The sequence below is a fragment of the Halobacillus faecis genome (genome assembly GCF_007991335.1).
Lineage (GTDB): Bacteria > Bacillota > Bacilli > Bacillales > Halobacillaceae > Halobacillus > Halobacillus faecis.
In genome coordinates, this window is record NZ_BJYD01000006.1 from 66,451 (window position 1) to 89,560 (window position 23,110).

Below are 23,110 nucleotides of genomic sequence, written 5' to 3' on the forward strand. Positions count from 1 at the left end.
AAATTTCTGTCAATGAAAACTTTTCTCAATTAAGAGGCTAGGAACCGTTAGGGCGTTACTCCACCTCCTTAGGTCGTTACTGGCACCCTTCAGGACGCAATTCACACGTTAAGAGTCCCTCTCCCCCAGCCAATCATAAAAAATCAATCCTTTCCGAGACTCAAAACTTTCCTTCCGCACCCGCTGTTTAAACACTTCCATTAATCCACCATAAAAATAGCGCAGCAACTCTGTACGCACCATCCCTTTCTTATAAGCATAAACCGCCTGTTTAAACGTCTCGTTGATCTTATCCAAATAATGCTCGACCGGATGATCCAGCTTCCATTGTTTAGACGCGCTCTGGACGGTCCGCCAAGCCGGTAACACCTGCTCCACACCTACGAAGGGCTGAGTGGTTTCAATGAAAGAAGCCGGGATGAACGATGGCAGAAATGTCGCATCAAATGGTACAACATTACTAATAGAAGATTTCCACTGTTTTTTCTCTGTTTCAGGTGTAGATTTGAGCGGTTGAGGGTTGTCCTGTTGGGGAGTTACCGCTTTTTGTGGGGTGTCAGGAAGGGTGTCATGAGGGGTGTCATCCGAGGGTAAAAAAAGATCTGGCTGCGGGAGAAACACGAGCAGGTTGCCCCCCTGCCGCCCGTTCGGCTTTTTCGTTGTCACTTTTTCAATCAGCTGCTCTTTCACTAAACATCTTAATGCACGAACTATCGTGCTCTCGCTCAATCCAGTCCCTTTCACGATCGTCACTCTTTTCGGAAAAGCAACACCAGGAAACTTGACGGCATGACGCCAGATGAACGTGAGTACCTTGAGCGTCCCTTCTGACAAGGCTGCCTTTCTTTTGTATAAAAAGCTGCGCACATGCAGATCGAGCTCCTTTTTATCTTTGAAGCGCTGATGATCCTTTAAACTATTCCAATCCATATCTCTCCACTCCCCATTCATGGTCTCAAACTATAATCGATAGAAGTGAGAGTTTGGTGTCTAAGAAAATGAATTTTTTCATAAAATTTATAGTTCGGACACTTTGGATTGGCATTCGGTCACTTTCAAGCTGCGTTAAGTCACTTTGCATAAGCGTTCGGTCACTTTCCCGCGACGTTAAGTCACTTTGACTCCCTGCCCGGGCACTTTCACACACCCCCCTATCCGAAACCTCGAAAAAACCTGTTTAAATAAGCATCAAAACGGCAATTCTAAAATTGTCAGCCCAATTTATGAACATTTTGTGTCCAAAGTTCGAATTTTTTGTTACAATAAAAACAAAGAAAACGTTTACATTAAGGAAACATCAATAGGGAGATGATTTTCATGGGTGCGATCGTAATGTTCTTGATTTTGGCGACAGTGGCTCCATTTCTATTCTTACAAGCGAAAAAGATGGCGTTCGCCGTCGCACAATCGATTTTGCTCATCGGCATGTGGTTGTACTTCTTCCAAGTGACGATGTACACAGATCCGGGAGCATTCTCCATTACATGGTCAATGTTCTATCTCGGTTTGATCGGCGCGCACGTGGCCTGGGTGATGTTCATCGTGGCAACAGTGAAATCAAGCCCGGGTTATCAAGATAGCTTAAATAAAGAAAAAGAAACGCTCCTTTCCTGATTTCAGGAAGGAAGCGTTTCTTTTTTTAATCTCTCGGCTGAAGTTTGTACAGTTGGATCATCGCCTGTACGAAACTGAAACCAGTGAGAATATATAGAACAAATTTAGGGTCATAGGAGGAATAAAGCGCTCCGCCTAAGGAAAAAGCCGTCAGCAGTATGCAAAGAACGAATCCAACTAAATCTTTCCACGGCCATCCGGCCTCCATCGGCATGTTTTGTTTTTGTTCCATCCTGATAACCCCCATTTATTTTAGTGACCGCTATGGTCTTCTGAATGCTGTTCTTCGTGCTGTTGGTTCTCGCCCATATCTCCGTGGTCTCCATGGTCATGCCCGAAGGACATAACGAACAGGGAGCCCGCGACTAAGATTCCAGCGAGAGCGAAGCCGTGGAACATCATGTTCCATGGTACATGTCCATTTCCGCTTGAAGCTTCCGTGACGTGCATGAACATGAACAATTGAACGCCTGCTTGCAGTAGAGCCAAAATCATGATGCCGATAATGACCCATGTGACAGGCAGATCGGATTGAATCGCTGCCCATGCAGCAACCAGCGTCATGACGAGTGACAAGATGAATCCAATGACGTGATTCATCGGTACGCGTTTTTTCGAATCGGCCATTTTAAATCACCATCCCAATCAGATAGACACTCGTGAAGATGAAGATCCAAATGACATCAAGGAAGTGCCAGTATAAGCTGATGATAAAGAATTTACGGCTTGTGACGTTCGTCAGTCCGCGCTGCTTGATTTGGATCAAGAGCAGAATCGCCCAGCCGATCCCAAGCGTGACGTGCAATCCGTGTGTTCCGGCAAGGATAAAGAATGCCGACCAGAAAGCACTGGACTGGAGCGTCGCGCCTTCATGTGCATAGTGGACGAATTCGTAAATCTCAAAGCCAAGGAAGCCAAGACCAAGAGCCAGTGTAATGACCATCCAGAGGATCAGACCTTTGACCGATCCCCGTCTCATTTCGTGAATCGCAAGTCCACAGGTGAAACTACTTGTCAAAAGCAGGAAAGTCATGACAAGCACGATGCCCGGCTCAAACAATTCGCTTGGCAATGGTGCATCAGCGGTACGTCCGAATAATACGGCATACGTTGCAAAAAGGGTTGCGAAGAGGACGACTTCGGCTCCGAGGAAAATCCAGAAGCCCATGATGCCCATCTGACCTTCTTGGGTGCGATATTCTAAAGGACCTGTTTTCAGTTCTTCCGCAGCCATATCATAACCCCCTCGCTTTTTTCTCTGTGCGTTTGATTTCTTCTACCGGTACATAATACCCGTCGTCATAATCGAAGGAACGGCGGATCATCATGAACACGGCTCCGATCAGTCCGAAGACCGCGACATACATCCATTCGAAGATGAGACCGAAACTCGCAAGTCCAAGGAGCGCCATCATGATAAACGGCTGACCTGTGTAACTTGGCATGTGGATCGGCTTCACTTTGTCTTCTTCAAACGTCGTCTTGCCTTCTTCTTTCATACGGATATATGGATCGATTTCGTCCACATAAGGAACCGTTGCAAAGTTGTAGTAAGGTACTGGTGTCGTTGTCGCCCATTCAAGCGTACGGCCGTTTCCATTCCAGGAGTCGCCTGTTGTTTCGCGCTCACTGTAACGGAAGCTGTAGTAAACGTTGTAAACGAACACGATGAATCCAAGTCCCATTCCGAAGGCACCGACAGTTGAGATGACGTTCAATGGAAGCCACTCAGCGACGTTCGTGATGAACAAACGACGCGGCATGCCGTCAAGGCCTAGGAAGTATTGTGGGAAGAAGCAGACATGGAAGCCGAAGAAGAACAACCAGAATGCCCATCTACCCAAACGCTCGTTCATCTTGTGACCAAACATTTTCGGATACCAGAACACAAGACCTGCAAAGCAGGCGAAGACAGTACCTGCAATCAGCACATAGTGGAAGTGCGCGATCAGGAAGTACGAGTTGTGGAACTGATAGTCCGCTGCCGCCATACCGAGCATGACACCTGTGACACCACCAAGGATGAAACTTGGGATGAAGGCCAGGGACCAAAGCATCGGCACAGTGAACTCAATTTTCGATTTATACAAGGTCGCAAGCCAGTTGAAGATCTTCACTCCGGTCGGTACGGCGATCAACATCGTCGATACAGAGAAGACGGAGTTGACGAATGCGCCGGCACCCATCGTGAAGAAGTGGTGGACCCATACTAAGAAACTAAGCAATGCAATGACGATCATCGACCAGACCATCACATTGTAGCCAAACAGTCGTTTTTTCGCGAATGTAGCGATGACTTCGGAGAAAATACCGAAGGCAGGAAGAATAACGATGTACACTTCCGGGTGTCCCCACATCCAGAACAGGTTCGCCCACATCATCGGCAGGCCTTCCCCTGTCAAAGTAAAGAATTGTGAACCGAAAATACGGTCAATGGTAAGTAGCGCAAGAGCTACTGTCAAAATCGGGAATGCGAACACGATGATGAAACATGTCACCAATGTCGACCATGTGAAGATCGGCATATGGAAAAGCTTCATGCCAGGGGCACGCATTTTCAAAATCGTCACCATCAGGTTGATCCCTGTAGCAAGGGTACCGATTCCTGATAGCTGCAGTCCCATAAGGTAGAAGTTTTGTCCAGGTCCCGGGCTCATCGCTGCACCGGAAAGTGGTGTATAACTGGTCCACCCGGCATCCGGAGATCCTCCGATGACGAAGGAGATGTTGAAGAGCGCCATTCCGAAGAAGAAGGACCAGAAACTTAAGGCGTTCAAATATGGAAACGCGAAGTCACGCGCTCCGATCTGTAATGGAACGATGATGTTCATAAGTCCGATCAAGAACGGCATCGCCATGAAAATGATCATGATCGTTCCGTGCGTTGTGAAAATTTCGTTATAGTGCTGGGAGTTCAAGAATCCCAAATCAGGAAATGCCAGCTGTACCCTCATCATCATGGCGTCGACGCCACCACGGAATAACATGAGAAGGGCACTTAAAATATACATGACACCGATTTTCTTGTGGTCAACGGTCGTCAACCATTCGCTCCAAAGCCATTTCCATTTTTTGAAATACGTCAGAATGAAAAGGAGGGCGATTCCTACTAGGGCCATCGATACCATGGCACCATAGATGATCGGTTCACCGGTGACTAGAATATCTGTAATGTGCATGTCTTCACCTGCTTTCTTTACGTTCTATTGGAAGCTTTCTTGTTTCTCAATTTCATATAAATGAAGCTTCTCTTTGAATTGCTCACGGTAGTTTTCTACCACGTAGCCCATACCATCTTTTGTATGGTGCTTCACATACTCTAAGTGCGTGCTTGAGAATGATTCAACATCGGTCAAACCAGGCTGCAATAATTCATTGTAGCGGTCTGCCGTCAACTCAGGTGCTTCGCTCTGAATCTCTTGGGCCCAAGCGTTGAACTCATCTTCACTTTCGGCATACACTTTGAAGGTTTGCGCAGCGAACCCTTCTCCGTTGAAGTTGGAGTTACGTCCATCGTAGACGCCTTCTTCATCGGCCTGCAGATACAATTTCGTCATCATACCTGCCATGTTGTACTTTTGACCGCCAAGTGCCGGAATCCATAGGGCTGACATCGAGTCTGCCGAAGTCAATCGGAATTCAATCGGGCGATCGGTCGGGATGTGTAAGTAGTTCACGGTTTCAATATCCTGTTCCGGATAACTGAAGAACCATTTCCAATCCGCGGTCGTCGCATAAACGACGAGCGGCTCTTTCACCTCTTCACCAGCAGCGGGCTCTGGAGGCTTTTCCAAATCGAACAGTGTCGTAACCGTCGGTATGGATAATAGGACGACGATAATAATAGGAATGACCGTCCAGATGACCTCAATGGTCGTATTTCCATGCAAATTCGGGTCATAATCACTTTCTTTACGTCCCGGGCGGTTCTCACGGTACTTGATGAGCATGTAGGCAAATAGAGCAAACACGACAACAATGATTCCCAGCATGAACCAAAGGGAGTATACAATCAGGTCATATTGACTTTGAGCGACCGGCCCTTTGGGATCGAGCACAGTCATTTCCAACTGCCCGCACCCGCTTAAGAAAAGAATCAAGCCGAGCGGCAGCAAACCTAACCATCTATTACGGAGATGTTTAGCTTTCATGAATCTTAACCCTCCTATCAATCTGTTAAATTATAAGTATAAAACTCGGAAACTAGGAGCTGTTATACGTATCAGGGCTTGACTGATTATATCAGATTTTGCGGAATTAGAAATACAAGTTCACAACTTTGTCATACATCGTTCAAAAACTTTTAATAAATCCGCCACATGATTGACGCTTTCAAGGAAATTACTAACAATTTAATAAAAAATAGGATAGGACTGCAGGAAGGAGCTTTCATTTTCAAACGTCGAATAAACAGGAACAAAGGGGGATGATGAGCTTCCCACTCTCCTTACCCCTACCGCTGATGGAACGAAACCTTTTCCAGCCAATAGAACCTTACACAATTTACAAATTTTAAATAAAAAAAATAAGAACCTGTACCACTTTTGATAGTGGTACAGGTTCTTTGAAATGATGAAACACCTTTTATGGAAGAAGGACGATTTTTCCTTTTTTGCCCGATTCCTTGAAATACTGCTGCGCTTCCTTTGCTTCCTCTAAAGGAAACGTTCGGTCGATCACTGGCTGTATTTTCTGTTCAGAAATCGCTTTTAACATGCGTTTGAATTCTTCACGAGTTCCGAGAACAGATCCATACATAGTAATATGCTTCAAATAGAGGGTGCGGAAATCGAGTTCTGTCTTTTGACCGCCGGAAGAGCCGGATGTGCAAAACTTGCCGCCTTTTTTAAGCACGGTCAAGGCTGTGGAGAACAGCGCATCGCCAACGACGTCAAGCACCGTATCGATCGGACCGCCGTTAGCTTCTAGAATTTCTTCCTCCAGATTCTCGGATTTATAAGACAGGACATGAGTCGCTCCGAGTTCCTTCATTCTCTCTTCCATGCTCAAATCACCGACGAGTGCGATGACGTCTGCTCCGAATACTTTCGATGCGATCTGGACGTTGAGCGAGCCAACGCCTCCGTTTGCGCCTGTGACCATCACGGTTTCGCCCGGTTTCGGCTGCACTTGTTCGACCATATGCCAGGCTGTCATACCACTGACAGAAAACACACAGCTTTCCGTGTAATCTTCAAGTGGCATATCAAAACAAAGTTCTGCCGGCCACACGACATACTCGGCATATCCGCCATCATATTCGGAGCCAATGAACGACATGTCTTCCGAAATGTGTTCTTGTCCATCCGGGCCGCTGGACGTGAATGGAAACAGAACAACGTCTTTCCCCTTCATCGTTTCATCGACTTGTGCACCGACCTGGACCACTTTCCCAGTAATATCAGAACCTGGGGTGCGTGGGAATTGAACGCCTTCCGGACGCCAGCCTGACTTGCTGCCTTGTCCATAAGCCCCTTCCCTCATCCAGATCTCTGTATTATTAATGGCACAGGCTTTTACCTGCACGAGCACTTCGTTTTCTTTTGGCTCTGGAGTCGGGATATCCACCAGTTTCAACTGATCGACATCGCCATATCCAGTCACTTGAACAGCTTTCATCTCGAGGCACCTCTTTCCGATTCGCTTTTCTCAACTAATATGCGACATTCATCATAAGGCTATTCATTGGTAAACATCAAGTGATTGGCTCACAGTATTCACTTAGGATCCAAGACAGGAAAGAACACCTCAACGTCTTCCCCGTTTTCCGTTGGGTGATAAGTTTCTACAATATAGGAGAGCCAATCCCTCGTGAGATTTTTTTCAGCTGTCCACTGTCCCACTTCCTCATAGAGGAGGTCTACGTGATCGATGGACCCTTTTGCCGAAACATAGGTGCCGGAAACCTCTAAATACTCCATCCCTTTGGGAACATGGCTTGGCTTGTCTCTTACTAGGATTCCTACATAATAATGACCTTCCAGATGACCGTCCCCCCATTTTGGCTCAAAAAGTGCGATTTCGATATTGGTGTGATGTTCGATCTCCCTCGTCCGATGTAAAAGCTGTCTAGCAAAGTCCGGGACTTCGGTTGCGAAATTTTCAAAGGCACCATGCCCTTTGATGGCGACGATTCGAAAGGTTCGTTTCAACGTGATCATTTTAAAACTCTCCGTTCTGAAGGAGCGGTTTTGAACCGCTTAAAGATCCTTCTTTAAATAGTGATGCGTAAAATCTCTTCCGATATGATCCAGGACACCAAATTCAACATATCCATGCTTTTTGTAAAAACCAAGCGCTTGAAAACTGAGGGTGTCGACTTTGATAAAATCGCACACCTTTTCCCTTGCGATTCGTTCCGCTTCCATTAATAGCTTTGACCCATGTCCAGAACCGCGAAGCTTCTCATCGATCATGAGGGTATGAATCTCAAGCCAGTTCCAGCAGATTTCCCCAAGAAGTCCTCCACGTACATGATCGTCTCTGTCTTTTACATAAAGCTGGGTTTCCTCATACCTGCCTCTTAAGTCTTCTGGAAAGTGTTTCACATTGTATTCGTACAATTTTTGGTCGATCTTATTTTTGTTATTGGCTGAGGTTCAAGTGATCGTTTCAGTTCCATCATTTATCCATCCCTCTGTTCACATTCAAACGAGTTTCTTCCTAGAACAATCTTTCTGACAATGTTCAAGGAAGGAGAGCGTATCCCCTTAATTAACGAGAATCCACAATCCGCCTTTCTTCTTTTTTACTTAACCTTTGTTTAGCTGAAGCCGTATGGGGTAGGACAGGGACATGCTGGTAGGCTTTTGCGAGACCAAATAAGGGCATATTCCCGTAGATGACTTCATGCGCCCCGTCCTTCACTTTGTATGTTTCATGGTAAATCCCTACAGCAGGGTTATCCTTCACTTTTCGGTTGAAATTTCTCCACGCCTTCAAATGCCTTGGAGCTTTGGCATAAGCATAAAGTTCCTCTTCCGACCGCCAATATTGGATCATCAATGTCGTTCTGAAATTGATGAAGTTCTCTGCAGAGAAGAATCCATTGTCCTTCTGTGAATAGAGTTCCTGAACCATCGGAGGCATGGCAAGTAGAACCGGCAGCCATTTATGGACAGCCCACCATTTGTTTACCCTCATCCCAATTAAAAACACGATCAATTCGTCATCAGCTTCCGCTGTATATCGTCCCGAAAATACTTTAGCAGCCATCCGCTTCCTCCTTTTATGTAAAACGCGCCATCAATATCGTCGAATAATAATTCCCATCAGAAAGCCGCTTGTCTTTTTTCAGCACCCCTTCGACCTCAAAGCCAGAACGCTTATACATTTCAATAGCTTTCTCGTTCGTTTCAAGAACACGTAGGGTTATTTTCAAAATTCGGTTGTTTTCAAACCAGTGGATTGACTGCTGCAAAAGCTCTTTGCCAACACGGTATCCCCAGTAATCTTTTAATACTCCTACACCAAACTCCACTTGGTGCGAGAGCCTCTTCAAATCACTGCCCGCACATCGGCTGAAACCGATGATGGCCCCTTGTGATTCAGCGACCAAGAATAAACGGTTCGCCTCGGTTCTATCCTTATGGATGAGCTCTTTAAAATCACTCTCGCTTAAGTAGCCTTCTCCCTGTTCTCGATCCAGGTATTCGGTCTCCCCATCAATCTGAAGCCTAACTTGAGAAAGTGCCTTCGCATCCGCTTCTTGAGCGACTCTTACGACATACGACAGATCACGAACAACATAAATAAGGTTTTCCATCTCCTCCACACACCTTGCCAACATCATAGAATTCTAAATATTTCCTTTATTATAGCATGATTCCTGCACGATTATAGGATGGAAGAAAAAGTAAGACCTGGTCACCCAATTCTTGGGTGACCAGGTCTTACAGATAATTCCATATTCATTTCCTACGAATGCCGATTGTGCGGCCGACTTGTTTGGGTTGTTCTTGGTCGGACGTCTTCTCATACTCCGCTTTCATATTGTTAGCCACTTCTTCCGGGAATGGTGCCGGTCGGCCTTCGTTCTGGTCGATGCCCATCAGCATCTCTTCGAGCGTCGCAGCAACTTCCCCGTCAGCATTGTGCATTTCCAAGAACAGATGGATACGCTTCGCATCAAAGTCCAAAACACGGGCGGACACATTAAAGTCTGCCCCTTCGTGCATCTCCTTCAAATAACACGTATGCGTCTCAAGCGTGAACATCGTGTACTGGTACTGCTCACGCCCCTTCTCATCAAGGCCGATCCAATCAATAAACGCATCGGTAGCAAGACTGAAGGCACGATTGTATTCAGCATCATTCATATGCCCGTTATAATCGACCCACTCACTTGGAACGCTTTGTTTGTAGGAAAAGGATGACACAAAAACCCCTCCTTTACGCTTTTGTCTTTTCTGTTTCCTGCGGCCAGTATTCCTGGACAAGATCATACAAGCGGATCAGGAATTCATTTCGGTTCTGGTCGAGTTCAGACATGCTCATGCCGTTCGCCTGCTCTTCACAACCGGTCACGACTTTCTCATAAAGCTCATCTGTCAGTTCCGGCGCTTCAAGCTTCGTCCACGGCTTCTTCAATGCCGGTCCGAACTGTTTCAACATGTGACGCATGCCGCCTTCTCCACCAGCCAGGTGGAAGGTAAGGAACGGTCCGTACTGCGCATAGCGCATGCCCGCCCCATGGGTGAAGGCTTTGTCCACTTCCTCTGTCGTTGCGATGCCTTCATTGACGATATGCAGGGATTCTCTCCAAATCGCTTCGATCAGTCGGTCAGCGATGTGCCCTTCAATTTCGTGACGCACAAGCAGGACACTCATGTTCAAGCTTTCATAAAAAGCCTTCGCTTTGTCTACGTTCTCCGTCGTCGTCTGTTTTCCTGCCACGACTTCTACAAGCGGGAGAATATAAACCGGGTGGAACGGGTGCGCAACGACCACGCGTTCCGGATGCTGCAAGTTCGCCTGCAGTTCGGATGGCATGATACCTGAAGTACTGGATCCGATCAGGGCATCAGGTTTGGCATATTGATCGATGTTCTTCAGGACCGTCTGCTTCAACTCTTCCACTTCCGGTACGTTTTCCTGGATAAAGTCCGCATCCTTCACAGCATCCGCCAATTCTTTTTCAAACGTCAAGCGGTCTTTGGATGCTCCTTCTGCAAGCCCAAGGGCTTCAACATAAGGCCATGCCTGATCGACCGCACGGCGCATGCGCTCCTCCGCTCCTTCTGCTGGATCTGTCGCGACGACGTCATACCCCTGTGCAAGCATGCGGGCAATCCAGCCGTTTCCGATAACTCCTGTGCCGACGACGGCTATTTTTTGTACAGTCATGATTCCTTCCCTCCGCGTGGATTTCTAAGATTGTAATAGTCACGTGCTTCCTGCGGCGTCATTGGCTCAAGATCAAGGCCACGCAGCATCGTCACCGCTTTGTCGACAAGCTGTTCGTTTCTGGTCACCACACCTTTAGAAAGATAGATATTATCCTCAAGACCCACACGAACATTTCCACCAAGCATGGCCGCTTGAGACGCCATCGGCATTTGCATACGGCCGATGCCGAACGCGGACCAGTGCGCATTGTCAGGGATACGGTTCTTCATATAAAGCATCGTTTCCGCATCAGCGGCTGCTCCCCACGGAATGCCAAGACAGAATTGATACATCGGATCGCCGTCGATCAATCCTTCTTCCACCAATTGATTAGCAAAACGAATGTGCCCGGTATCAAAGCATTCAAGCTCCGGTTTCACACCACTTTCCTGGATCAATTTCGCCTGATCACGAAGCCAGTCGGTCGGGCTCATGTAAATCATGTTGCCGAAGTTCGTACTTCCACAGTCCAGTGTGCACATTTCCGGCAAAAGTTCTCCCACCGGTTCATGACGCTCTGCAGGTGTTTGGATGTCTGTCCCATCGCCACCAGCTGCTGGTGTATTCAAACTCGGAATAAAATCACCGCCGCCTCCGGACGTGATGTTAATGATTACATCCGTTTCTGATTCACGGATGCGATCGACGATTTCACGGTAGTGCTCCAAGTTATGACTGATTCCACCCGTTTTCGGATCCCGGGCATGGACGTGAGCAACCGTCGCACCCGCTTTTGCCGATTCAATCGCAGATTCTGCAATTTCTTTCGGTGTTACAGGTACATGTGGATTTTTCTTCATCGTATCTCCCGCTCCTGTCACGGCAGATGTCAGCAATACTTTATTTTTCATTCCAAAGGTCCTCCTTTGAATTTGTTTGTTTAATCAACTAGCACAAACTATACCATCTGGACTGTTTAGTTTCAAATGATTTTTATGGATTTTTCTTTAAAAACTTTTTACTTCCCCTATATGAGGGACATTAATGACTTAGCCATTCGTTCAATTTTTACATTTCACAGTAGATGAATAGTCAACAAAGCAGAAAACACACGAAAATAAGTGAAAAATAACTTCACACCCTATCATTCCTTGAATATTGCTTTATATTCTCCCATTTGCACCCTTATCCATGTTTTGAAACAAAACCGTCCAGATTGTACAGTTTAAAAAGTCACAAACGAAACAACGCATTTGCATAAAGGAGGAATAACCATGAAGAAACAACTCATGGACTGGAAAACGTTCGGAGGCGCACTTGCTTTATTACTATTCGTATCATTGCCTCTGATCATTTTCCCTGAACAAGGAAAAGAGATCGTGCTGGCGGCGAATGAAGTCGTTACACAACGATTAGGATTCTTATTTTTATCTGTCGGATTAATCATGCTGCTCTTCTTACTATTTGTCGGAGTAAGCCGCTATGGAGATATCAAGCTCGGAGACGCTGAAACGAAAGCGGAATTCAAAACGAGTTCCTGGGCCGCGATGCTGTTTACGAGTGGAATTGGAACCGGAATTCTTTATTGGGGCGTCATTGAGTGGGCCTACTACTATCAAGGACCTCCCTTCGGTGTCGAAGCAGGCTCCAATGAAGCAATTCAGTGGGCTTCTACCTACGGATTCTTCCACTGGGGGCCGATCGCGTGGGCGATGTTCGCGATCCCAGCTCTTCCGATCGGCTACATGTTTTTCGTTAAAAAAACCGATGTGTTCAAAATCAGTGAAGCCTGTCGCCCTGTCCTCGGAAAATACACCGATGGCTGGGTCGGACGTCTTGTCGACATTCTGTTTATGTTCGGTCTGTTAGGTGGAGGCGGAACAGGACTTGCCCTATCCGCACCGATCATTTCTGCTGGACTGAACAACTTGATTGGCATTCCAGATACGATGACGACGAAGTCGATCATTCTGCTGTTCTGTACGTTGATCTTCGGCCTGAGTGCTTATTCGGGTTTACAAAAAGGGATCCGCGTCCTCAGTGATATTAACTTGTGGCTCGCGTTCATCCTGTTGATTTTCATTTTCACTGTCGGACCGACAACATTCATTACAGAATCGACGACTTCTGCGCTCGGCCGGATGATGGATAACTTCTTCTTGATGAGCTTATGGTCTGAACCGTTCAATGACCTGGCCTCCTTCACCCGGACAGGATTTCCTGAAGGCTGGACCGTCTTCTACTGGGCATGGTGGATTGTTTATGCTCCGTTTGTCGGCCTGTTCATCGCCCGTATTTCCAAGGGACGGACGATCCGCCAAGTCGTGTTTGGAACTATCCTTTTCGGAAGTTTAGGGACGATCCTTTTCTTCGGAATCCTAGGAAACTACTCCATGTATCTCGAATTGAGTGGTCAATACCCGGTCATCGAAACCTTGAACCAGCAAGGAGCACCGGCGGCCATCATCGGCACCTTGACGGAACTGCCGCTCGCAACACTCGCGATCATCGTGTTCATTCTGCTCGCCACCATTTTCTTATCGACGACCTATGACTCCGGATCGTATGTCATTGCATCCGTTGTGCAAAAACACGTCGAAGGGGAACCACTGAAATGGAACCGTCTGTTCTGGGCCTTGGCATTATCTATTCTGCCGATGATTTTCATGAACATGGGCGGACTGACAACCCTACAGACAATCAGCATCGTTGGCGGTTTTCCATTACTGATCATTCTGCCAATTCTCGGATGGTCGTTCATCAAAATGGTGAACGAAGACCGCGCCAAAGAAGAAAAAGAAAACAGGAAAGCATCTTAAGAAAGGAAGACACACCATGAAAACACGTTATGAAAAAGGATTGGAAACCCTCCGTTCCTATACAGATGAAGAAAAAGGCACCAACCATTTTGAACTTATGAAAGCACTGGAAGATATCGCCCCGGACCTCGGAACGTACATCATTGAGTTTGCCTACGGCGATATCTACAACCGTGATTATTTAAGCAAACAATCCCGAGCACTTACGGTCCTGTCAAGCCTTGTCACCCAGGGCTCTGGAAGCCTGCCGCAGCTTGAACTTCACATCAATACCGCTCTAAATGCCGGCCTTTCGGAAAAAGAAATCATTGAATCCATGATGCAGCTCATCCCGTATGTTGGTTTCCCATCCGTCATCAATGCGTTAACTCAGGCCAGAAAAGTGTTCCAGGAACGCACAGAAAAAGCTTTGGCCTAAATCATCATAAGCTAAACGAAATAAAAATCACCAGCTCTTACAAAGAGCTGGTGATTTTTATTTCGGTTTATATGTTTGTTCGTTCAATCGTTCAAGGACCTGCTTTCTAAGCGTCGGCGGCAAAGTCCCGAGCCCGAAAATCTCAGACAGCCATAACCCATCGACCGCAAGACGCAGGATCGTCGCATCCACTTGGTCGAGGCCGTCATGCTCGATATGATTCTGCCAGTCGGCATATGTATCCTGTAGAGGTTTCAACAACTTGGGATTGATCCCTTGTGCGGCGAGCATCCCGGAACTGAGCGGACGGTTTTCCGTACTTTTATCGTGCATGACGTTAATGAACGACCGTGCCCATTTCCCTGTGCTCTCCTCATCGTTTTCTACTAAATCTTCCACGTTCTCCCGATAGACATCATTCATGTACTGAACGAGTCCTTCTACGAGCGCTTCTTTTGTGGAAAAGTGATACAACAGTCCGCCCTTGCTCACTTCTGCACGTTTAGCGACAGCGTCCAATGTGAGCGCATCGCTCCCCTGCTCTCGGACGATGAGTGCGGCGGCTTCCAAAATCTTTTGCCGTTTCGATACTCTTGGCATGTGCTTCCCTCATTTACGTTCATTTTTCTTCATGTTATCAGTATTCATGGGGCTTTTCAATTTGAGTGAGCCCGATATCGATTCTTTTGCCGCTTCTTTTCGTATGCATTTCCGACGATGTAGCTGACCGCAATCGCCAGGATAAAAGGAACGACGGAACCACCTATGGTAACCCCATTCGCTGTCTCTTCATAAAAGGAGAATAGGAACAGTTTGTACTCAAGAGTGTGACCAATCCCTAAAAGAAACGTGCTAAACACTACGAAAGTCAAAAAACCAATCATGACCGTTTTCCACATCTACCGTCACCTCCTATACCTTTCCTACAACGACTAAACAGCAGGATTATTGTATCAAACTCTTATTCATAGGAGTATTCGTCCCCCCTCTAACCTTGTAGGTAAATGAGGATCTTTTTGGAAAAATGTGAAAAAAACGAGCTTGAAATGATAGGATAAAAGAGCACGCACGCAGGGATAGGAGAGGTTTGCATGTTAATGACGTTCTATATCGAAGAAACAGAAGGGGCAAAAAAGAAAATAACCAAAAGCACAGAAGAAATTTCTAAAGTTACATACAAAAAACTCGGATTAACCGAGGACGCCTTGGAAGACTTCCTCCAAGATCACACGGAAGTGATTACATTGGAAGAAGATTGGGACTTGAAAATGATCGGAAAACAAGTCCGTAATGATGCGAACAAACGGACAGACCTGGTTGGACTCGATAGCAACGGAAGCATAGTCATTATCGAAATCAAGCGTGATGAGCAGGATATGAAAGCGAGAAGAGATAATTTCGAATCACAGGCGATTCGGTATGCCGCTTCTTTTGCCAAAATCGAAACCATTGAAGAACTTGTGGAACAAGTGTATGGCCGTTTTTTATTACAAAATGGTGAGGTTGATGAAAGCAAGATCGTTGAAAAAGGAGTGGAAGAAATCATGGACTTTCTTGAAGAACACGAGGCAGTGGACAACTTCAATCAGAACCAAAGGATCATCTTGATTGCGTCCAGTTTCGAACCAAGCGTCCTTTCTGCATCCACCTGGCTTTTGTCCCAGGGCGTGGATATTTCCTGTGTTGAAGTCGCTCCCCATTTCATTGATGGGAGGAACGATAAAGCGTATATCCTGAAGGTGAACAAACTGCTTCCCCTCGGTTCAGAAGATGATTATCTAAGTGAGATTGTGAAAAAAGAGTTCACCTCTACCTCCGATAAAAAAGCGGGAGGAAATCACCGCGTTCTTCCTCGGTTACCTCAAATGCTGGAAGACGGCCTCGTGGACATTGGTGATGAAATCTATCATGTATCAGATGAAGAAGGGATCAAGACGAAATCCCATATTCATGGCCCGAAAGAAGTCATCTGGAACGGGAAAGTTTACTCCTTGAATGCGTGGGGTGCGATGTTCCATCACAAGGAAAAAGTGAATGCCTACACGAGAGCTCTAGTCGTTCGCTACGGAAAAACGTTGGAACAGATTAGAAAAGATTACTATAAGCTTTAATTTTTAGGTGAAGAAAAAAAAGCCAAAGGTACACATCAGAAGGGTGTACCTTTGGCTTTTAATCCCTGACTCACGCGTGACTTTTCACATTCTCAAGCGCCATAAAATAATTGAGCACAAACTGGCGCACTTCCCATTCTGGCACTTCGTTCACGCCATCCGTAAACACCGACTGATGATAAGAATAATTTCCGAAATGACGGCGTTTGCCTGAAGTCAGATCGGCCATCACTTTGTTCGTCTTCTCCATGTATTGCATGCTCATCACCCTTTCTATCACAAGCATAGCCAGAATAAGAGATTCTTATACTAGGACGATAGAAGACCTGCAACCTCTACAAGCACGTGGTTGTCTTCCCCTTCTCTTTCAATGGTAAAAAAGTGGTCCGCCTCCTCAGCAGACGGAGCCACAATATTCGGGGAGTTTTCCTGCTGTCGTTGCAGGACCTCATCAAAAGAAGAGGCGGTCCGCAGCACAGATGGATCTCGGTTTCTTTCTGCTACACGTTTTTCAAGGAGGGAGTCCGACACATCAAAATTTACAAGAATCGTAGAAAAGCCTTTGCTTTTAAAGTCTTCCAGCAGCGCTTTTCTTGCCTTATGATTCCGGTTCGAATTGCAGATGATGAGGTGCATCTCTGTCTTTTCAACCGCATAATCGACAAGCATTTTCGTCATCTGGTATTTGATCGTATTCGGTCCATCTTCAGGAACCAACCGCGGATATTGTGAATTCAAAAACGCCGCCTGATTGTCCTGGTCAATGACGACCGTGTTCTTCACCTTTTCCTCCAGCCGCCTCGCAAATGTCGTCTTTCCACTATGCGTCATGCCTACAGTCATGATGACGAACCTTGCCATTTCCAACTCCTCCCCTTGCCTTGAAAGGATCAGCTCACAGCATCCAATCTTCTCTCGCTCCAACCCTACGTTCCTATTTTATTTTCCCTGACATACTGAGAGGGTGTAACCCCATATTTACTTTTGAACGTCCGATTAAACGTACTAACAGACTGAAAGCCGACCCGGTAAGCAGTACGAGTCACATCCGCCTTTCCTGACAGTAGCAGAAAGGCTGCTTTTTCCAAACGCACTTGCAGCAGGTAAGCTTTTGGAGTCAGACCTGTCTTCGCTCTAAAAGAACGATGAAGATGGTACTTACTGATGTTCATCTCTTCTGCCAGCCGATCGAGGGTTAGATCCTCTTCATAACAATCCTCAATAAAACTTTTTACTACATAGGCGGAATGGTCGGAGTCATAGTTTTGTACCGCTTTCGCCTTCTGCCAGCCTCTCGAGTGGGAGCCTGCCATTTGATCAAGGATCACGCTTGTAAAAGCCTCCTCCTGTTTCATAGCTGCATCCACTCCTTCGAAAGAGGCCGCCTGAAATAACGCCTTCGCTTTCTTCACTAACAAGTCGGAGTTCATTTGAATGCTAGAAAAATCAAGATCCTTCGAGGCATCCCCCGTAAAAGAAGTGTACGCCCGATCCATGATTTCCTCATTAAAACTGATTAACATGATCTCCTTCCGCGAGCCTGAAGCTTCATGTTGATGGGTATCCCCCGGGGGGACAAGCAAAGCCTCATCATGATTGAGAACGGTACGCTTGTGATTATGGTAAGTCAGTAGATCACCGGCGAGCGGGACGCTGATTTGAAAATGGTCATGTGGGTGAGTTTCATCAGCCTCTCCGTCCTTGAGGTCAAAAATCAGCACCCCTGTATGTTCGAGATCGAGTCGCATTTCCATCTCTTCTTCCCCTTTCGCAAGTTCTGCTCACCGTTCAGCAAGAATTGCATAGTTTCCTAGAATCCCTTTCGTTATTCTGTTCTTATTCCTATGAAGAACAGGAGATGAACGCTATGAAAGCTTATCTACACCAGTTTCCGAAAATCGTTTGGATCCAAACGGCTGGTCATGCGGTCACCAGCTTTGTATCCATCATTCTTCTACCTTTTTTGACTTTGTATATGTATGATCAGTTCGGAAATAACATCCTGCTTGCGACGCTCGTCATCGGTGTACAGCCTTTGACCGAAATCTTATTCACTTTCCTTTTCGGAGGCTGGATCGACAAAGCCGGCCGTCGAGCGGTCCAATTAGGATCGCTCGTCATCCAAGTAGTGGCTGTTGCAGGTTTTGCCTTTTCTGATCAGATGGGGGTGTTTATCTTCTTCGCCTTTTTGAACGGCCTTGGTCGTTTCGCCTACATTCCTGCAGCAAGAGCTCAAATTTCAGAAACGGTGGCCATTGAACGACAATCAGAGACGTTTGCCTTACTCAGTACCGCTTCCAGCATAGGAGCGCTCGGTGGCCCGGTAATCGGAGCGGTTCTTTTTTATCACGACCCACGTTCCTTATTCTTTCTATTAAGCGGCGTTCTCCTTGTCTATTTATTGACCGGATTAAAATGGTTACCAGAATCAAATCTCCGAGTAAAATCAAACGAACCGGTTCCCCGACTTAACAGGCGGGATTATCGAACCATTGGATGGCTGCTTGCAGGGATGCTGCCGCTCAGTCTGTTTCATGCTCAAATGGAGACCAACTGGCCCGTTTTCCTTAAAGAGAATATCGTCAACTATTTATTCGTTTTTTCCTTACTGGAGACCATCGGTACAATCGTGTTCATCTGTTTGGAAGTTGTTTTAGTCAATCGTACTAAGCACATTTCCCGCCTCCACGTCATTCAAGCGGGGTACATCTTTTATGTCTTTGCCGTTCTTGGATTTGGATTTTTCCACCATATCATTGCGTTCATTGTATCACAATTGTTTTTCTGTCTTGGAGCGATCCTTACGTTGAACCATATGCAGACATTCATCAGCACGCTTGCTCCCAGCGAACATAAAGGAAAATATTTTGCTTTGTTCGGACTCCACTGGGACATTTCCAGATCCACAGGCCCCTTGCTCGGGGGTATGGTTTTATCTATATTCAATGGACACATCCTGTTTCTTTCTTTAGCGCTACTCATCGTTGGCGGGGCCTTTATTCAAACCATGGCGATCCGTTCCCTGGTTCCCTCCGCACTTAGAGATGACCATCCCTTTGATGAAGAAGTAGGATAAGGGACATCGGTTATTTTTTATATGAAATAGAAAAACGGCGGTCCTGGAAAAGGACCTGCCGTTTTTATTGTTATGTTTTAGGACACTCGCCAATCATGCTTATCTGTGTTGATCGATAAGGATAGGGTTACCATCAGGGTCTTCAATCGTAAAACTTTCCGGACCTTCGCCCGCTTCATCTGCTTCTGAGAGGATTTTAATCCCCTTTTCTTTCAGCTGCTTCTGTAAATCGCGCACATCTGTAAACCAATCCATGTTTTCTGCCTCTTGGTTCCAACCCGGATTGAACGTGAGGATGTTTTGTTCAAACATCCCTTGAAACAACCCGATGACACAGCTTCCATTCTTCATAATCAGCCAATGTTGCTCAGGATCTCCTCCAAAGCTTTGAAAACCTAAATTCTCATAAAAAGCTTTCGATTTGTTTATATCTTTCACCGTTAAACTTACTGAAAACGCACCAAGTTCCATAGAAGATCCTCCTCTAAAAAATTTGCTCTATGGAACAGTTTCGCTTTCAAATAGGAAAAACCCTGCCATTTCTTTTCATTATGCTTAAGCAAGAAGGCGATGTTTATCAAACCAGGCTGGACTAAGAATGGAGAGAGTTCAGGTGAAAATGAGGTCTAAATAATCTCCATGACCTCTGATCAGTTCAACTTCATTCATTGAAGAAATCCAAAAGAAATGAAAAGTAAGCCCCTCTTCTTCTCCCCCACCCATCGGTTGCTGATCCCACTCATCCTCAACATCCGAGACCATCAGTTTATAGAAAAACCGGTGGTGGATCGCACCATCATCATTTTCCCATAAATCATCAGCGAGGCGTTTCTCGACATGCAGGTTTTTTAATCCCGTTTCTTCCTCTATTTCTCTCAGGACTGCATCCTCTGTATCTTCGCCAGGCTCCACCGTCCCTTTGGGAATTTGTATCCCCGCTTCAGGGATCGGATGTTGGAAAACTAATACTTGTGTTTGACCATCTATGATTCTCGTTACGTAACCATAGACTTTCTTTATCGGAGTCATCTTTTCTATCCTCCTCTCCATGTTCAACTAACGGAGCAGGCGATCATCATGAGTATTGGTACATTTTTCAACTGAAAACGTGAGGTTTCATTATGTTAACGTTGATCCAAGAAAGGATGTTTCTTTGGGAATACAAAAGTGTAAGTCTTGCAGCCATACATTCACATGGAAAGAAGTGCAGAAAGCTATTCAATGGACTTTTAAGCCTCTAGTGTGCAAGATGTGCAAAACAGAACATCGTGTTACGAAAAAAACACGGACCGTTTTTGCCATACCGTTTCATGTAATAAGCGGTGGGATTGTTGTTAGTACCCTTCCCATATTAATCAAAATCGCGCTTCTTCTCATGATTACCATACTAGCAATCCTCATCTTTCCATATATAGCTAGTTACGAAATGAATATAGATTGATTTGTTTTCCTATTGTGCAGAAGCTTACAAGACGAATGGAAGTGTGGTGAACTATATTTTTGCAGCTTTTTATGATTTCATTTTGCCTTTACTCGCCATTGGGATTGTTGTCTTTTCTTCCATGTACTTAAGTGATAAAAACGAATATAAGAAGCAACTTCAAAAAATACGGAGATATAAAAGGAACGTCTCCTTTACAGTTATTCTTGTTGTTTTCTATCCATTTGCCATTTTTCTCTTCATTTATTTCTCCAAACAGATTGCTAATGTATTTGATTAATTCGATTTTTCACCAAGCAGCGCTATTCACTTCATAGGTAAAAATATAGGAGAGGGGCATCTATCGGATTAGATGCCCCTCTTTTCTTAAAGGGAAGCTCCCTCCTCTGTCGCACTCTTTGAACTCACCCGCTTCAACATATATTCAAGCAGGAACAGATAATCCTGCTGATGGCCTGTGCGTTTAGAAAGCTCCGACAGCTGCTCTAAAATATACAGGCAGTCATTTTCATACAAACTGTAGTTATCAAATCCTAAAATCGTCTGACGGGCGAATTCCCATAGGTCTTCATGAACTTCCTCATCCATTGTTTTACTTAATAGAGAGATCATAGTCAAAAGCTCTGTCATTACCGTCGAATTCTGGTTCGCATACTCACGAATCGAAGCGAATCCCTTATGAAGGTAATACCGGAAATTCTTTTGATTCAGGATGAGGCGAAGCTCTTTTTCATTGTCAAAGAGATAAGGAGAGAAATTTGTAGACTGGCCGATGCTCTTCAAAAGATCCGCAATCTGATGAATCGTATTCGTAACGGTCAGCGGGTCATTATGTCCTAGAGCCTTGATGGCTACTTCGGCAAGCTTATTCAATCCGTACTCCAGGTCTTGGATTTCTGTTTGTTTGACTCCGATCTCGATCGACTTGAAATAGCGATCGGGATCGACCGTTTGACCACGTTCCCAATACGTAAGGATCGGTGTTCCCTCTAAAACAAATTCTCCGATTCTAACATCGAACCTCAGCAGACTGTCATCATTTTTCGCCAGCTTAATCAACCTCGAAAAATCTGCGACCTGAAAGTAACCAGACTGCCTCGTACTAATCACCTTTCCCTCTTCTTCAGCAGGAAGCGTGCTTACGTCAACCTTCTTTTCCAGGTGATAAGGTTTTAACTCCTTTTCCAAAGACGCCTGGACCTCTTTGGATTTGGCATTCATATTGAAACTGATGTTATGAACCTGCATCCAGGTGGTAGTATGGTTGATGAAATAAATGAACGTGACCGCTGCTGTAATGGCTGTGAGGATAGATAGAACTGGTGTCGCAACAATATACTCCTCTTCTTCATGCGTCACATACAGGAAGTTCAACAGAACATAGATGAAACTTCCGTTAAAAATACCAAGCACATGCTGAGTAGCCCGGTCACTGACAAAGTTCACAAGCATTTTGGATGAAAACTGACCGCTGAACGTCGTCAGCGCTACAAGCAGGGAGTTAATTGTAAAGGCACTCAAGGTCAGCACCCCTCCGACGAGGGCACTCAAAAGCACCTGCAGCGTCTGCCCGCTGAAACCGATGGCCGCCGGCAGGTATAACCCGACATCGACCACATAATCCATATAATAGGTGAAAGCGGACAATCCGACCGCACCTACGATATACCAAAAAGGCATGAACCACAGCGTTGACTTTAATTCACTTTTTCGCTGGCGTCTCGACATCTTAAAGTATTTCTTTATATAGTAGAAGAGCCCCATATGAACCCCCATTCTATTCTTAAGTCTTTAGAATCCTCCTAATTCCTACCCCACAAAGAAGGAAATGAACCTGTTTTTTCCTGATTCCCATAAAAATAGGGATAAATGTCGACAAAACGTGGGTTCATCAACCTAGAACTATGAAACCCCTGTGATGTTATTAGGTAATCCTTGATTTATCAAGAATCATTTACCTATCAATATAGACATCTCCCTGTTATCATTTCCTTTATACTTCAGATGACCTTTTCTCCCCCATGACAGTAAGTTCATGTTGTGGAAAAAGGAAAACAAGGAAATACCGTTAACATAATTTTTAACGATTTTAGCTATAGACAATACGAGCATGGAGGTCCACATGAACTTCCGTGTGTAAATCTACGTTATATTTCTACTAACGGAAAAACCGTACCAATACTAAATTTCCAGAGGCACATAATGAGGTGTTTCTGCTTATCAAAGAGATACGTGAAGGGCCCTTCAACTCCTAGGGAAGGTCCTTATTGTTTCATGTCACTCCAAATAAAAAAAGCCGCTCCC

29 protein-coding genes are annotated in these 23,110 nt (G+C 45.5%); 7 read left to right on the plus strand and 22 right to left on the minus strand.

Annotated features, from left to right (window positions below):
• Positions 1–108: 108 nt before the first annotated feature.
• Complete coding sequence (locus HFA01_RS04105) at positions 109–930, minus strand: helix-turn-helix domain-containing protein (protein WP_146813502.1); 822 nt, start codon at positions 928–930, stop codon at positions 109–111.
• 387 nt (positions 931–1,317) lie between these two features.
• Between HFA01_RS04105 and HFA01_RS04110 the strand changes: the two genes are divergently transcribed.
• Entirely contained in the window at positions 1,318–1,614 is a 297-nt protein-coding gene (locus HFA01_RS04110; protein WP_146813504.1) for a spore morphogenesis/germination protein YwcE, read from the plus strand.
• Between the two features lie 25 nt (positions 1,615–1,639).
• Here the strand turns inward: HFA01_RS04110 and HFA01_RS04115 are convergent, their stop codons facing one another.
• From HFA01_RS04115 to HFA01_RS04175, 13 genes are all read right to left on the minus strand, one after another.
• Complete coding sequence (locus tag HFA01_RS04115) at positions 1,640–1,846, minus strand: cytochrome C oxidase subunit IV family protein (protein WP_146813506.1); 207 nt, start codon at positions 1,844–1,846, stop codon at positions 1,640–1,642.
• A 20-nt stretch (positions 1,847–1,866) separates the two neighbouring features.
• Positions 1,867–2,241: a cytochrome aa3 quinol oxidase subunit IV gene (gene qoxD / locus HFA01_RS04120; RefSeq protein WP_146813508.1), complete on the minus strand. Its 375-nt coding sequence runs from the start codon at positions 2,239–2,241 to the stop codon at positions 1,867–1,869.
• A 1-nt stretch (position 2,242) separates the two neighbouring features.
• A complete protein-coding gene (gene qoxC / locus HFA01_RS04125) occupies positions 2,243–2,848 on the minus strand; it encodes a cytochrome aa3 quinol oxidase subunit III (RefSeq protein ID WP_146813510.1) in 606 nt (201 codons plus the stop codon).
• A 1-nt stretch (position 2,849) separates the two neighbouring features.
• Positions 2,850–4,793, minus strand: a complete 1,944-nt coding sequence (gene qoxB, locus HFA01_RS04130; RefSeq protein WP_146813512.1) for a cytochrome aa3 quinol oxidase subunit I — start codon at positions 4,791–4,793, stop codon at positions 2,850–2,852.
• 24 nt (positions 4,794–4,817) lie between these two features.
• Positions 4,818–5,765 (minus strand): cytochrome aa3 quinol oxidase subunit II, encoded by a 948-nt coding sequence (gene qoxA / locus HFA01_RS04135; RefSeq protein ID WP_146813514.1) that lies wholly within the window; start codon positions 5,763–5,765, stop codon positions 4,818–4,820.
• Positions 5,766–6,198: 433 nt separating this feature from the next.
• Entirely contained in the window at positions 6,199–7,233 is a 1,035-nt protein-coding gene (locus HFA01_RS04140) for a zinc-binding dehydrogenase (protein ID WP_146813516.1), read from the minus strand.
• A gap of 98 nt (positions 7,234–7,331) precedes the next feature.
• On the minus strand, positions 7,332–7,775 hold the full coding sequence (locus tag HFA01_RS04145; RefSeq protein WP_146813518.1) for an AraC family transcriptional regulator: 444 nt from the start codon (positions 7,773–7,775) through the stop codon (positions 7,332–7,334).
• A gap of 39 nt (positions 7,776–7,814) precedes the next feature.
• Positions 7,815–8,177 (minus strand): GNAT family N-acetyltransferase, encoded by a 363-nt coding sequence (locus HFA01_RS04150; RefSeq protein WP_246139267.1) that lies wholly within the window; start codon positions 8,175–8,177, stop codon positions 7,815–7,817.
• 151 nt (positions 8,178–8,328) lie between these two features.
• Positions 8,329–8,829, minus strand: a complete 501-nt coding sequence (locus HFA01_RS04155) for a DUF4188 domain-containing protein (RefSeq protein ID WP_146813522.1) — start codon at positions 8,827–8,829, stop codon at positions 8,329–8,331.
• Positions 8,830–8,842: 13 nt separating this feature from the next.
• Complete coding sequence (locus HFA01_RS04160; RefSeq protein ID WP_146813524.1) at positions 8,843–9,379, minus strand: GNAT family N-acetyltransferase; 537 nt, start codon at positions 9,377–9,379, stop codon at positions 8,843–8,845.
• A 145-nt stretch (positions 9,380–9,524) separates the two neighbouring features.
• Complete coding sequence (locus HFA01_RS04165) at positions 9,525–9,992, minus strand: thioesterase family protein (RefSeq protein WP_246139268.1); 468 nt, start codon at positions 9,990–9,992, stop codon at positions 9,525–9,527.
• Positions 9,993–10,005: 13 nt separating this feature from the next.
• Positions 10,006–10,959: a 3-hydroxyacyl-CoA dehydrogenase NAD-binding domain-containing protein gene (locus HFA01_RS04170; RefSeq protein WP_146813528.1), complete on the minus strand. Its 954-nt coding sequence runs from the start codon at positions 10,957–10,959 to the stop codon at positions 10,006–10,008.
• Positions 10,956–11,852, minus strand: coding sequence for a beta-keto acid cleavage family enzyme (locus HFA01_RS04175; RefSeq protein ID WP_146813530.1), 897 nt, complete (start codon positions 11,850–11,852; stop codon positions 10,956–10,958). Before HFA01_RS04175 ends, HFA01_RS04170 begins: the two co-directional genes overlap by 4 nt.
• A 363-nt stretch (positions 11,853–12,215) precedes the next feature.
• Between HFA01_RS04175 and HFA01_RS04180 the strand changes: the two genes are divergently transcribed.
• Together HFA01_RS04180 and HFA01_RS04185 are read left to right on the plus strand one after the other, a co-directional pair.
• Positions 12,216–13,760 (plus strand): BCCT family transporter, encoded by a 1,545-nt coding sequence (locus HFA01_RS04180; RefSeq protein ID WP_146813532.1) that lies wholly within the window; start codon positions 12,216–12,218, stop codon positions 13,758–13,760.
• Positions 13,761–13,776: 16 nt separating this feature from the next.
• Positions 13,777–14,178 (plus strand): carboxymuconolactone decarboxylase family protein, encoded by a 402-nt coding sequence (locus HFA01_RS04185; protein ID WP_146813534.1) that lies wholly within the window; start codon positions 13,777–13,779, stop codon positions 14,176–14,178.
• A 57-nt stretch (positions 14,179–14,235) separates the two neighbouring features.
• On the opposite strand, the gene HFA01_RS04190 is transcribed toward HFA01_RS04185, so the two are convergent.
• Together HFA01_RS04190 and HFA01_RS04195 are read right to left on the minus strand one after the other, a co-directional pair.
• Positions 14,236–14,778 (minus strand): TetR/AcrR family transcriptional regulator, encoded by a 543-nt coding sequence (locus HFA01_RS04190; RefSeq protein WP_146813536.1) that lies wholly within the window; start codon positions 14,776–14,778, stop codon positions 14,236–14,238.
• 56 nt (positions 14,779–14,834) lie between these two features.
• The gene (locus tag HFA01_RS04195) at positions 14,835–15,077 is read right to left on the minus strand and encodes a hypothetical protein (protein ID WP_146813538.1); all 243 of its coding nucleotides are present in this window, start codon (positions 15,075–15,077) and stop codon (positions 14,835–14,837) included.
• A 192-nt stretch (positions 15,078–15,269) separates the two neighbouring features.
• Between HFA01_RS04195 and HFA01_RS04200 the strand changes: the two genes are divergently transcribed.
• The gene (locus HFA01_RS04200; protein ID WP_146813540.1) at positions 15,270–16,289 is read left to right on the plus strand and encodes a hypothetical protein; all 1,020 of its coding nucleotides are present in this window, start codon (positions 15,270–15,272) and stop codon (positions 16,287–16,289) included.
• Positions 16,290–16,359: 70 nt separating this feature from the next.
• On the opposite strand, the gene HFA01_RS04205 is transcribed toward HFA01_RS04200, so the two are convergent.
• The 3 genes from HFA01_RS04205 to HFA01_RS04215 form a co-directional block, all read right to left on the minus strand.
• The gene (locus HFA01_RS04205) at positions 16,360–16,539 is read right to left on the minus strand and encodes a hypothetical protein (RefSeq protein WP_167506155.1); all 180 of its coding nucleotides are present in this window, start codon (positions 16,537–16,539) and stop codon (positions 16,360–16,362) included.
• 59 nt (positions 16,540–16,598) lie between these two features.
• Positions 16,599–17,150 (minus strand): ATP-binding protein, encoded by a 552-nt coding sequence (locus tag HFA01_RS04210; RefSeq protein WP_146813544.1) that lies wholly within the window; start codon positions 17,148–17,150, stop codon positions 16,599–16,601.
• Positions 17,151–17,215: 65 nt separating this feature from the next.
• Positions 17,216–18,043 carry an AraC family transcriptional regulator gene (locus HFA01_RS04215; protein WP_146813546.1) on the minus strand — a complete coding sequence of 276 codons (828 nt, stop codon included), beginning with the start codon at positions 18,041–18,043 and terminating at the stop codon, positions 17,216–17,218.
• A gap of 113 nt (positions 18,044–18,156) precedes the next feature.
• Here HFA01_RS04215 and HFA01_RS04220 point away from each other — a divergent pair, with 113 nt between their 5' ends.
• Positions 18,157–19,365 (plus strand): MFS transporter, encoded by a 1,209-nt coding sequence (locus HFA01_RS04220; RefSeq protein WP_167506156.1) that lies wholly within the window; start codon positions 18,157–18,159, stop codon positions 19,363–19,365.
• Between the two features lie 99 nt (positions 19,366–19,464).
• Here the strand turns inward: HFA01_RS04220 and HFA01_RS04225 are convergent, their stop codons facing one another.
• Together HFA01_RS04225 and HFA01_RS04230 are read right to left on the minus strand one after the other, a co-directional pair.
• Positions 19,465–19,836 (minus strand): VOC family protein, encoded by a 372-nt coding sequence (locus HFA01_RS04225; RefSeq protein WP_146813551.1) that lies wholly within the window; start codon positions 19,834–19,836, stop codon positions 19,465–19,467.
• 138 nt (positions 19,837–19,974) lie between these two features.
• Positions 19,975–20,394, minus strand: a complete 420-nt coding sequence (locus HFA01_RS04230) for an NUDIX hydrolase (RefSeq protein ID WP_146813554.1) — start codon at positions 20,392–20,394, stop codon at positions 19,975–19,977.
• A 79-nt stretch (positions 20,395–20,473) separates the two neighbouring features.
• On the opposite strand from HFA01_RS04230, the gene HFA01_RS19225 reads away from it, so the two are divergent.
• Complete coding sequence (locus HFA01_RS19225; protein WP_371860307.1) at positions 20,474–20,806, plus strand: TIGR04104 family putative zinc finger protein; 333 nt, start codon at positions 20,474–20,476, stop codon at positions 20,804–20,806.
• Positions 20,807–20,849: 43 nt separating this feature from the next.
• Positions 20,850–21,086 carry a hypothetical protein gene (locus HFA01_RS04240; protein WP_146813558.1) on the plus strand — a complete coding sequence of 79 codons (237 nt, stop codon included), beginning with the start codon at positions 20,850–20,852 and terminating at the stop codon, positions 21,084–21,086.
• A gap of 86 nt (positions 21,087–21,172) precedes the next feature.
• Here HFA01_RS04240 and HFA01_RS04245 read toward each other — a convergent pair whose 3' ends face one another.
• A complete protein-coding gene (locus HFA01_RS04245) occupies positions 21,173–22,534 on the minus strand; it encodes a DUF2254 domain-containing protein (RefSeq protein WP_167506158.1) in 1,362 nt (453 codons plus the stop codon).
• Positions 22,535–23,110: the final 576 nt, after the last annotated feature.

Coding starts and splice junctions, on each gene's coding strand:
- HFA01_RS04105 (WP_146813502.1), bottom strand. CDS start 930: ATGGATTGGAATAGTTTAAAGGATCATCAGCGCTTCAAAGATAAAAAG.
- HFA01_RS04110 (WP_146813504.1), top strand. CDS start 1,318: ATGGGTGCGATCGTAATGTTCTTGATTTTGGCGACAGTGGCTCCATTT.
- HFA01_RS04115 (WP_146813506.1), bottom strand. CDS start 1,846: ATGGAACAAAAACAAAACATGCCGATGGAGGCCGGATGGCCGTGGAAA.
- qoxD (WP_146813508.1), bottom strand. CDS start 2,241: ATGGCCGATTCGAAAAAACGCGTACCGATGAATCACGTCATTGGATTC.
- qoxC (WP_146813510.1), bottom strand. CDS start 2,848: ATGGCTGCGGAAGAACTGAAAACAGGTCCTTTAGAATATCGCACCCAA.
- qoxB (WP_146813512.1), bottom strand. CDS start 4,793: ATGCACATTACAGATATTCTAGTCACCGGTGAACCGATCATCTATGGT.
- qoxA (WP_146813514.1), bottom strand. CDS start 5,765: ATGAAAGCTAAACATCTCCGTAATAGATGGTTAGGTTTGCTGCCGCTC.
- HFA01_RS04140 (WP_146813516.1), bottom strand. CDS start 7,233: ATGAAAGCTGTTCAAGTGACTGGATATGGCGATGTCGATCAGTTGAAA.
- HFA01_RS04145 (WP_146813518.1), bottom strand. CDS start 7,775: ATGATCACGTTGAAACGAACCTTTCGAATCGTCGCCATCAAAGGGCAT.
- HFA01_RS04155 (WP_146813522.1), bottom strand. CDS start 8,829: ATGGCTGCTAAAGTATTTTCGGGACGATATACAGCGGAAGCTGATGAC.
- HFA01_RS04160 (WP_146813524.1), bottom strand. CDS start 9,379: ATGGAAAACCTTATTTATGTTGTTCGTGATCTGTCGTATGTCGTAAGA.
- HFA01_RS04170 (WP_146813528.1), bottom strand. CDS start 10,959: ATGACTGTACAAAAAATAGCCGTCGTCGGCACAGGAGTTATCGGAAAC.
- HFA01_RS04175 (WP_146813530.1), bottom strand. CDS start 11,852: ATGAAAAATAAAGTATTGCTGACATCTGCCGTGACAGGAGCGGGAGAT.
- HFA01_RS04180 (WP_146813532.1), top strand. CDS start 12,216: ATGAAGAAACAACTCATGGACTGGAAAACGTTCGGAGGCGCACTTGCT.
- HFA01_RS04185 (WP_146813534.1), top strand. CDS start 13,777: ATGAAAACACGTTATGAAAAAGGATTGGAAACCCTCCGTTCCTATACA.
- HFA01_RS04190 (WP_146813536.1), bottom strand. CDS start 14,778: ATGCCAAGAGTATCGAAACGGCAAAAGATTTTGGAAGCCGCCGCACTC.
- HFA01_RS04195 (WP_146813538.1), bottom strand. CDS start 15,077: ATGTGGAAAACGGTCATGATTGGTTTTTTGACTTTCGTAGTGTTTAGC.
- HFA01_RS04200 (WP_146813540.1), top strand. CDS start 15,270: ATGTTAATGACGTTCTATATCGAAGAAACAGAAGGGGCAAAAAAGAAA.
- HFA01_RS04205 (WP_167506155.1), bottom strand. CDS start 16,539: ATGGAGAAGACGAACAAAGTGATGGCCGATCTGACTTCAGGCAAACGC.
- HFA01_RS04210 (WP_146813544.1), bottom strand. CDS start 17,150: ATGGCAAGGTTCGTCATCATGACTGTAGGCATGACGCATAGTGGAAAG.
- HFA01_RS04215 (WP_146813546.1), bottom strand. CDS start 18,043: ATGGAAATGCGACTCGATCTCGAACATACAGGGGTGCTGATTTTTGAC.
- HFA01_RS04220 (WP_167506156.1), top strand. CDS start 18,157: ATGAAAGCTTATCTACACCAGTTTCCGAAAATCGTTTGGATCCAAACG.
- HFA01_RS04225 (WP_146813551.1), bottom strand. CDS start 19,836: ATGGAACTTGGTGCGTTTTCAGTAAGTTTAACGGTGAAAGATATAAAC.
- HFA01_RS04230 (WP_146813554.1), bottom strand. CDS start 20,394: ATGACTCCGATAAAGAAAGTCTATGGTTACGTAACGAGAATCATAGAT.
- HFA01_RS04245 (WP_167506158.1), bottom strand. CDS start 22,534: ATGTCGAGACGCCAGCGAAAAAGTGAATTAAAGTCAACGCTGTGGTTC.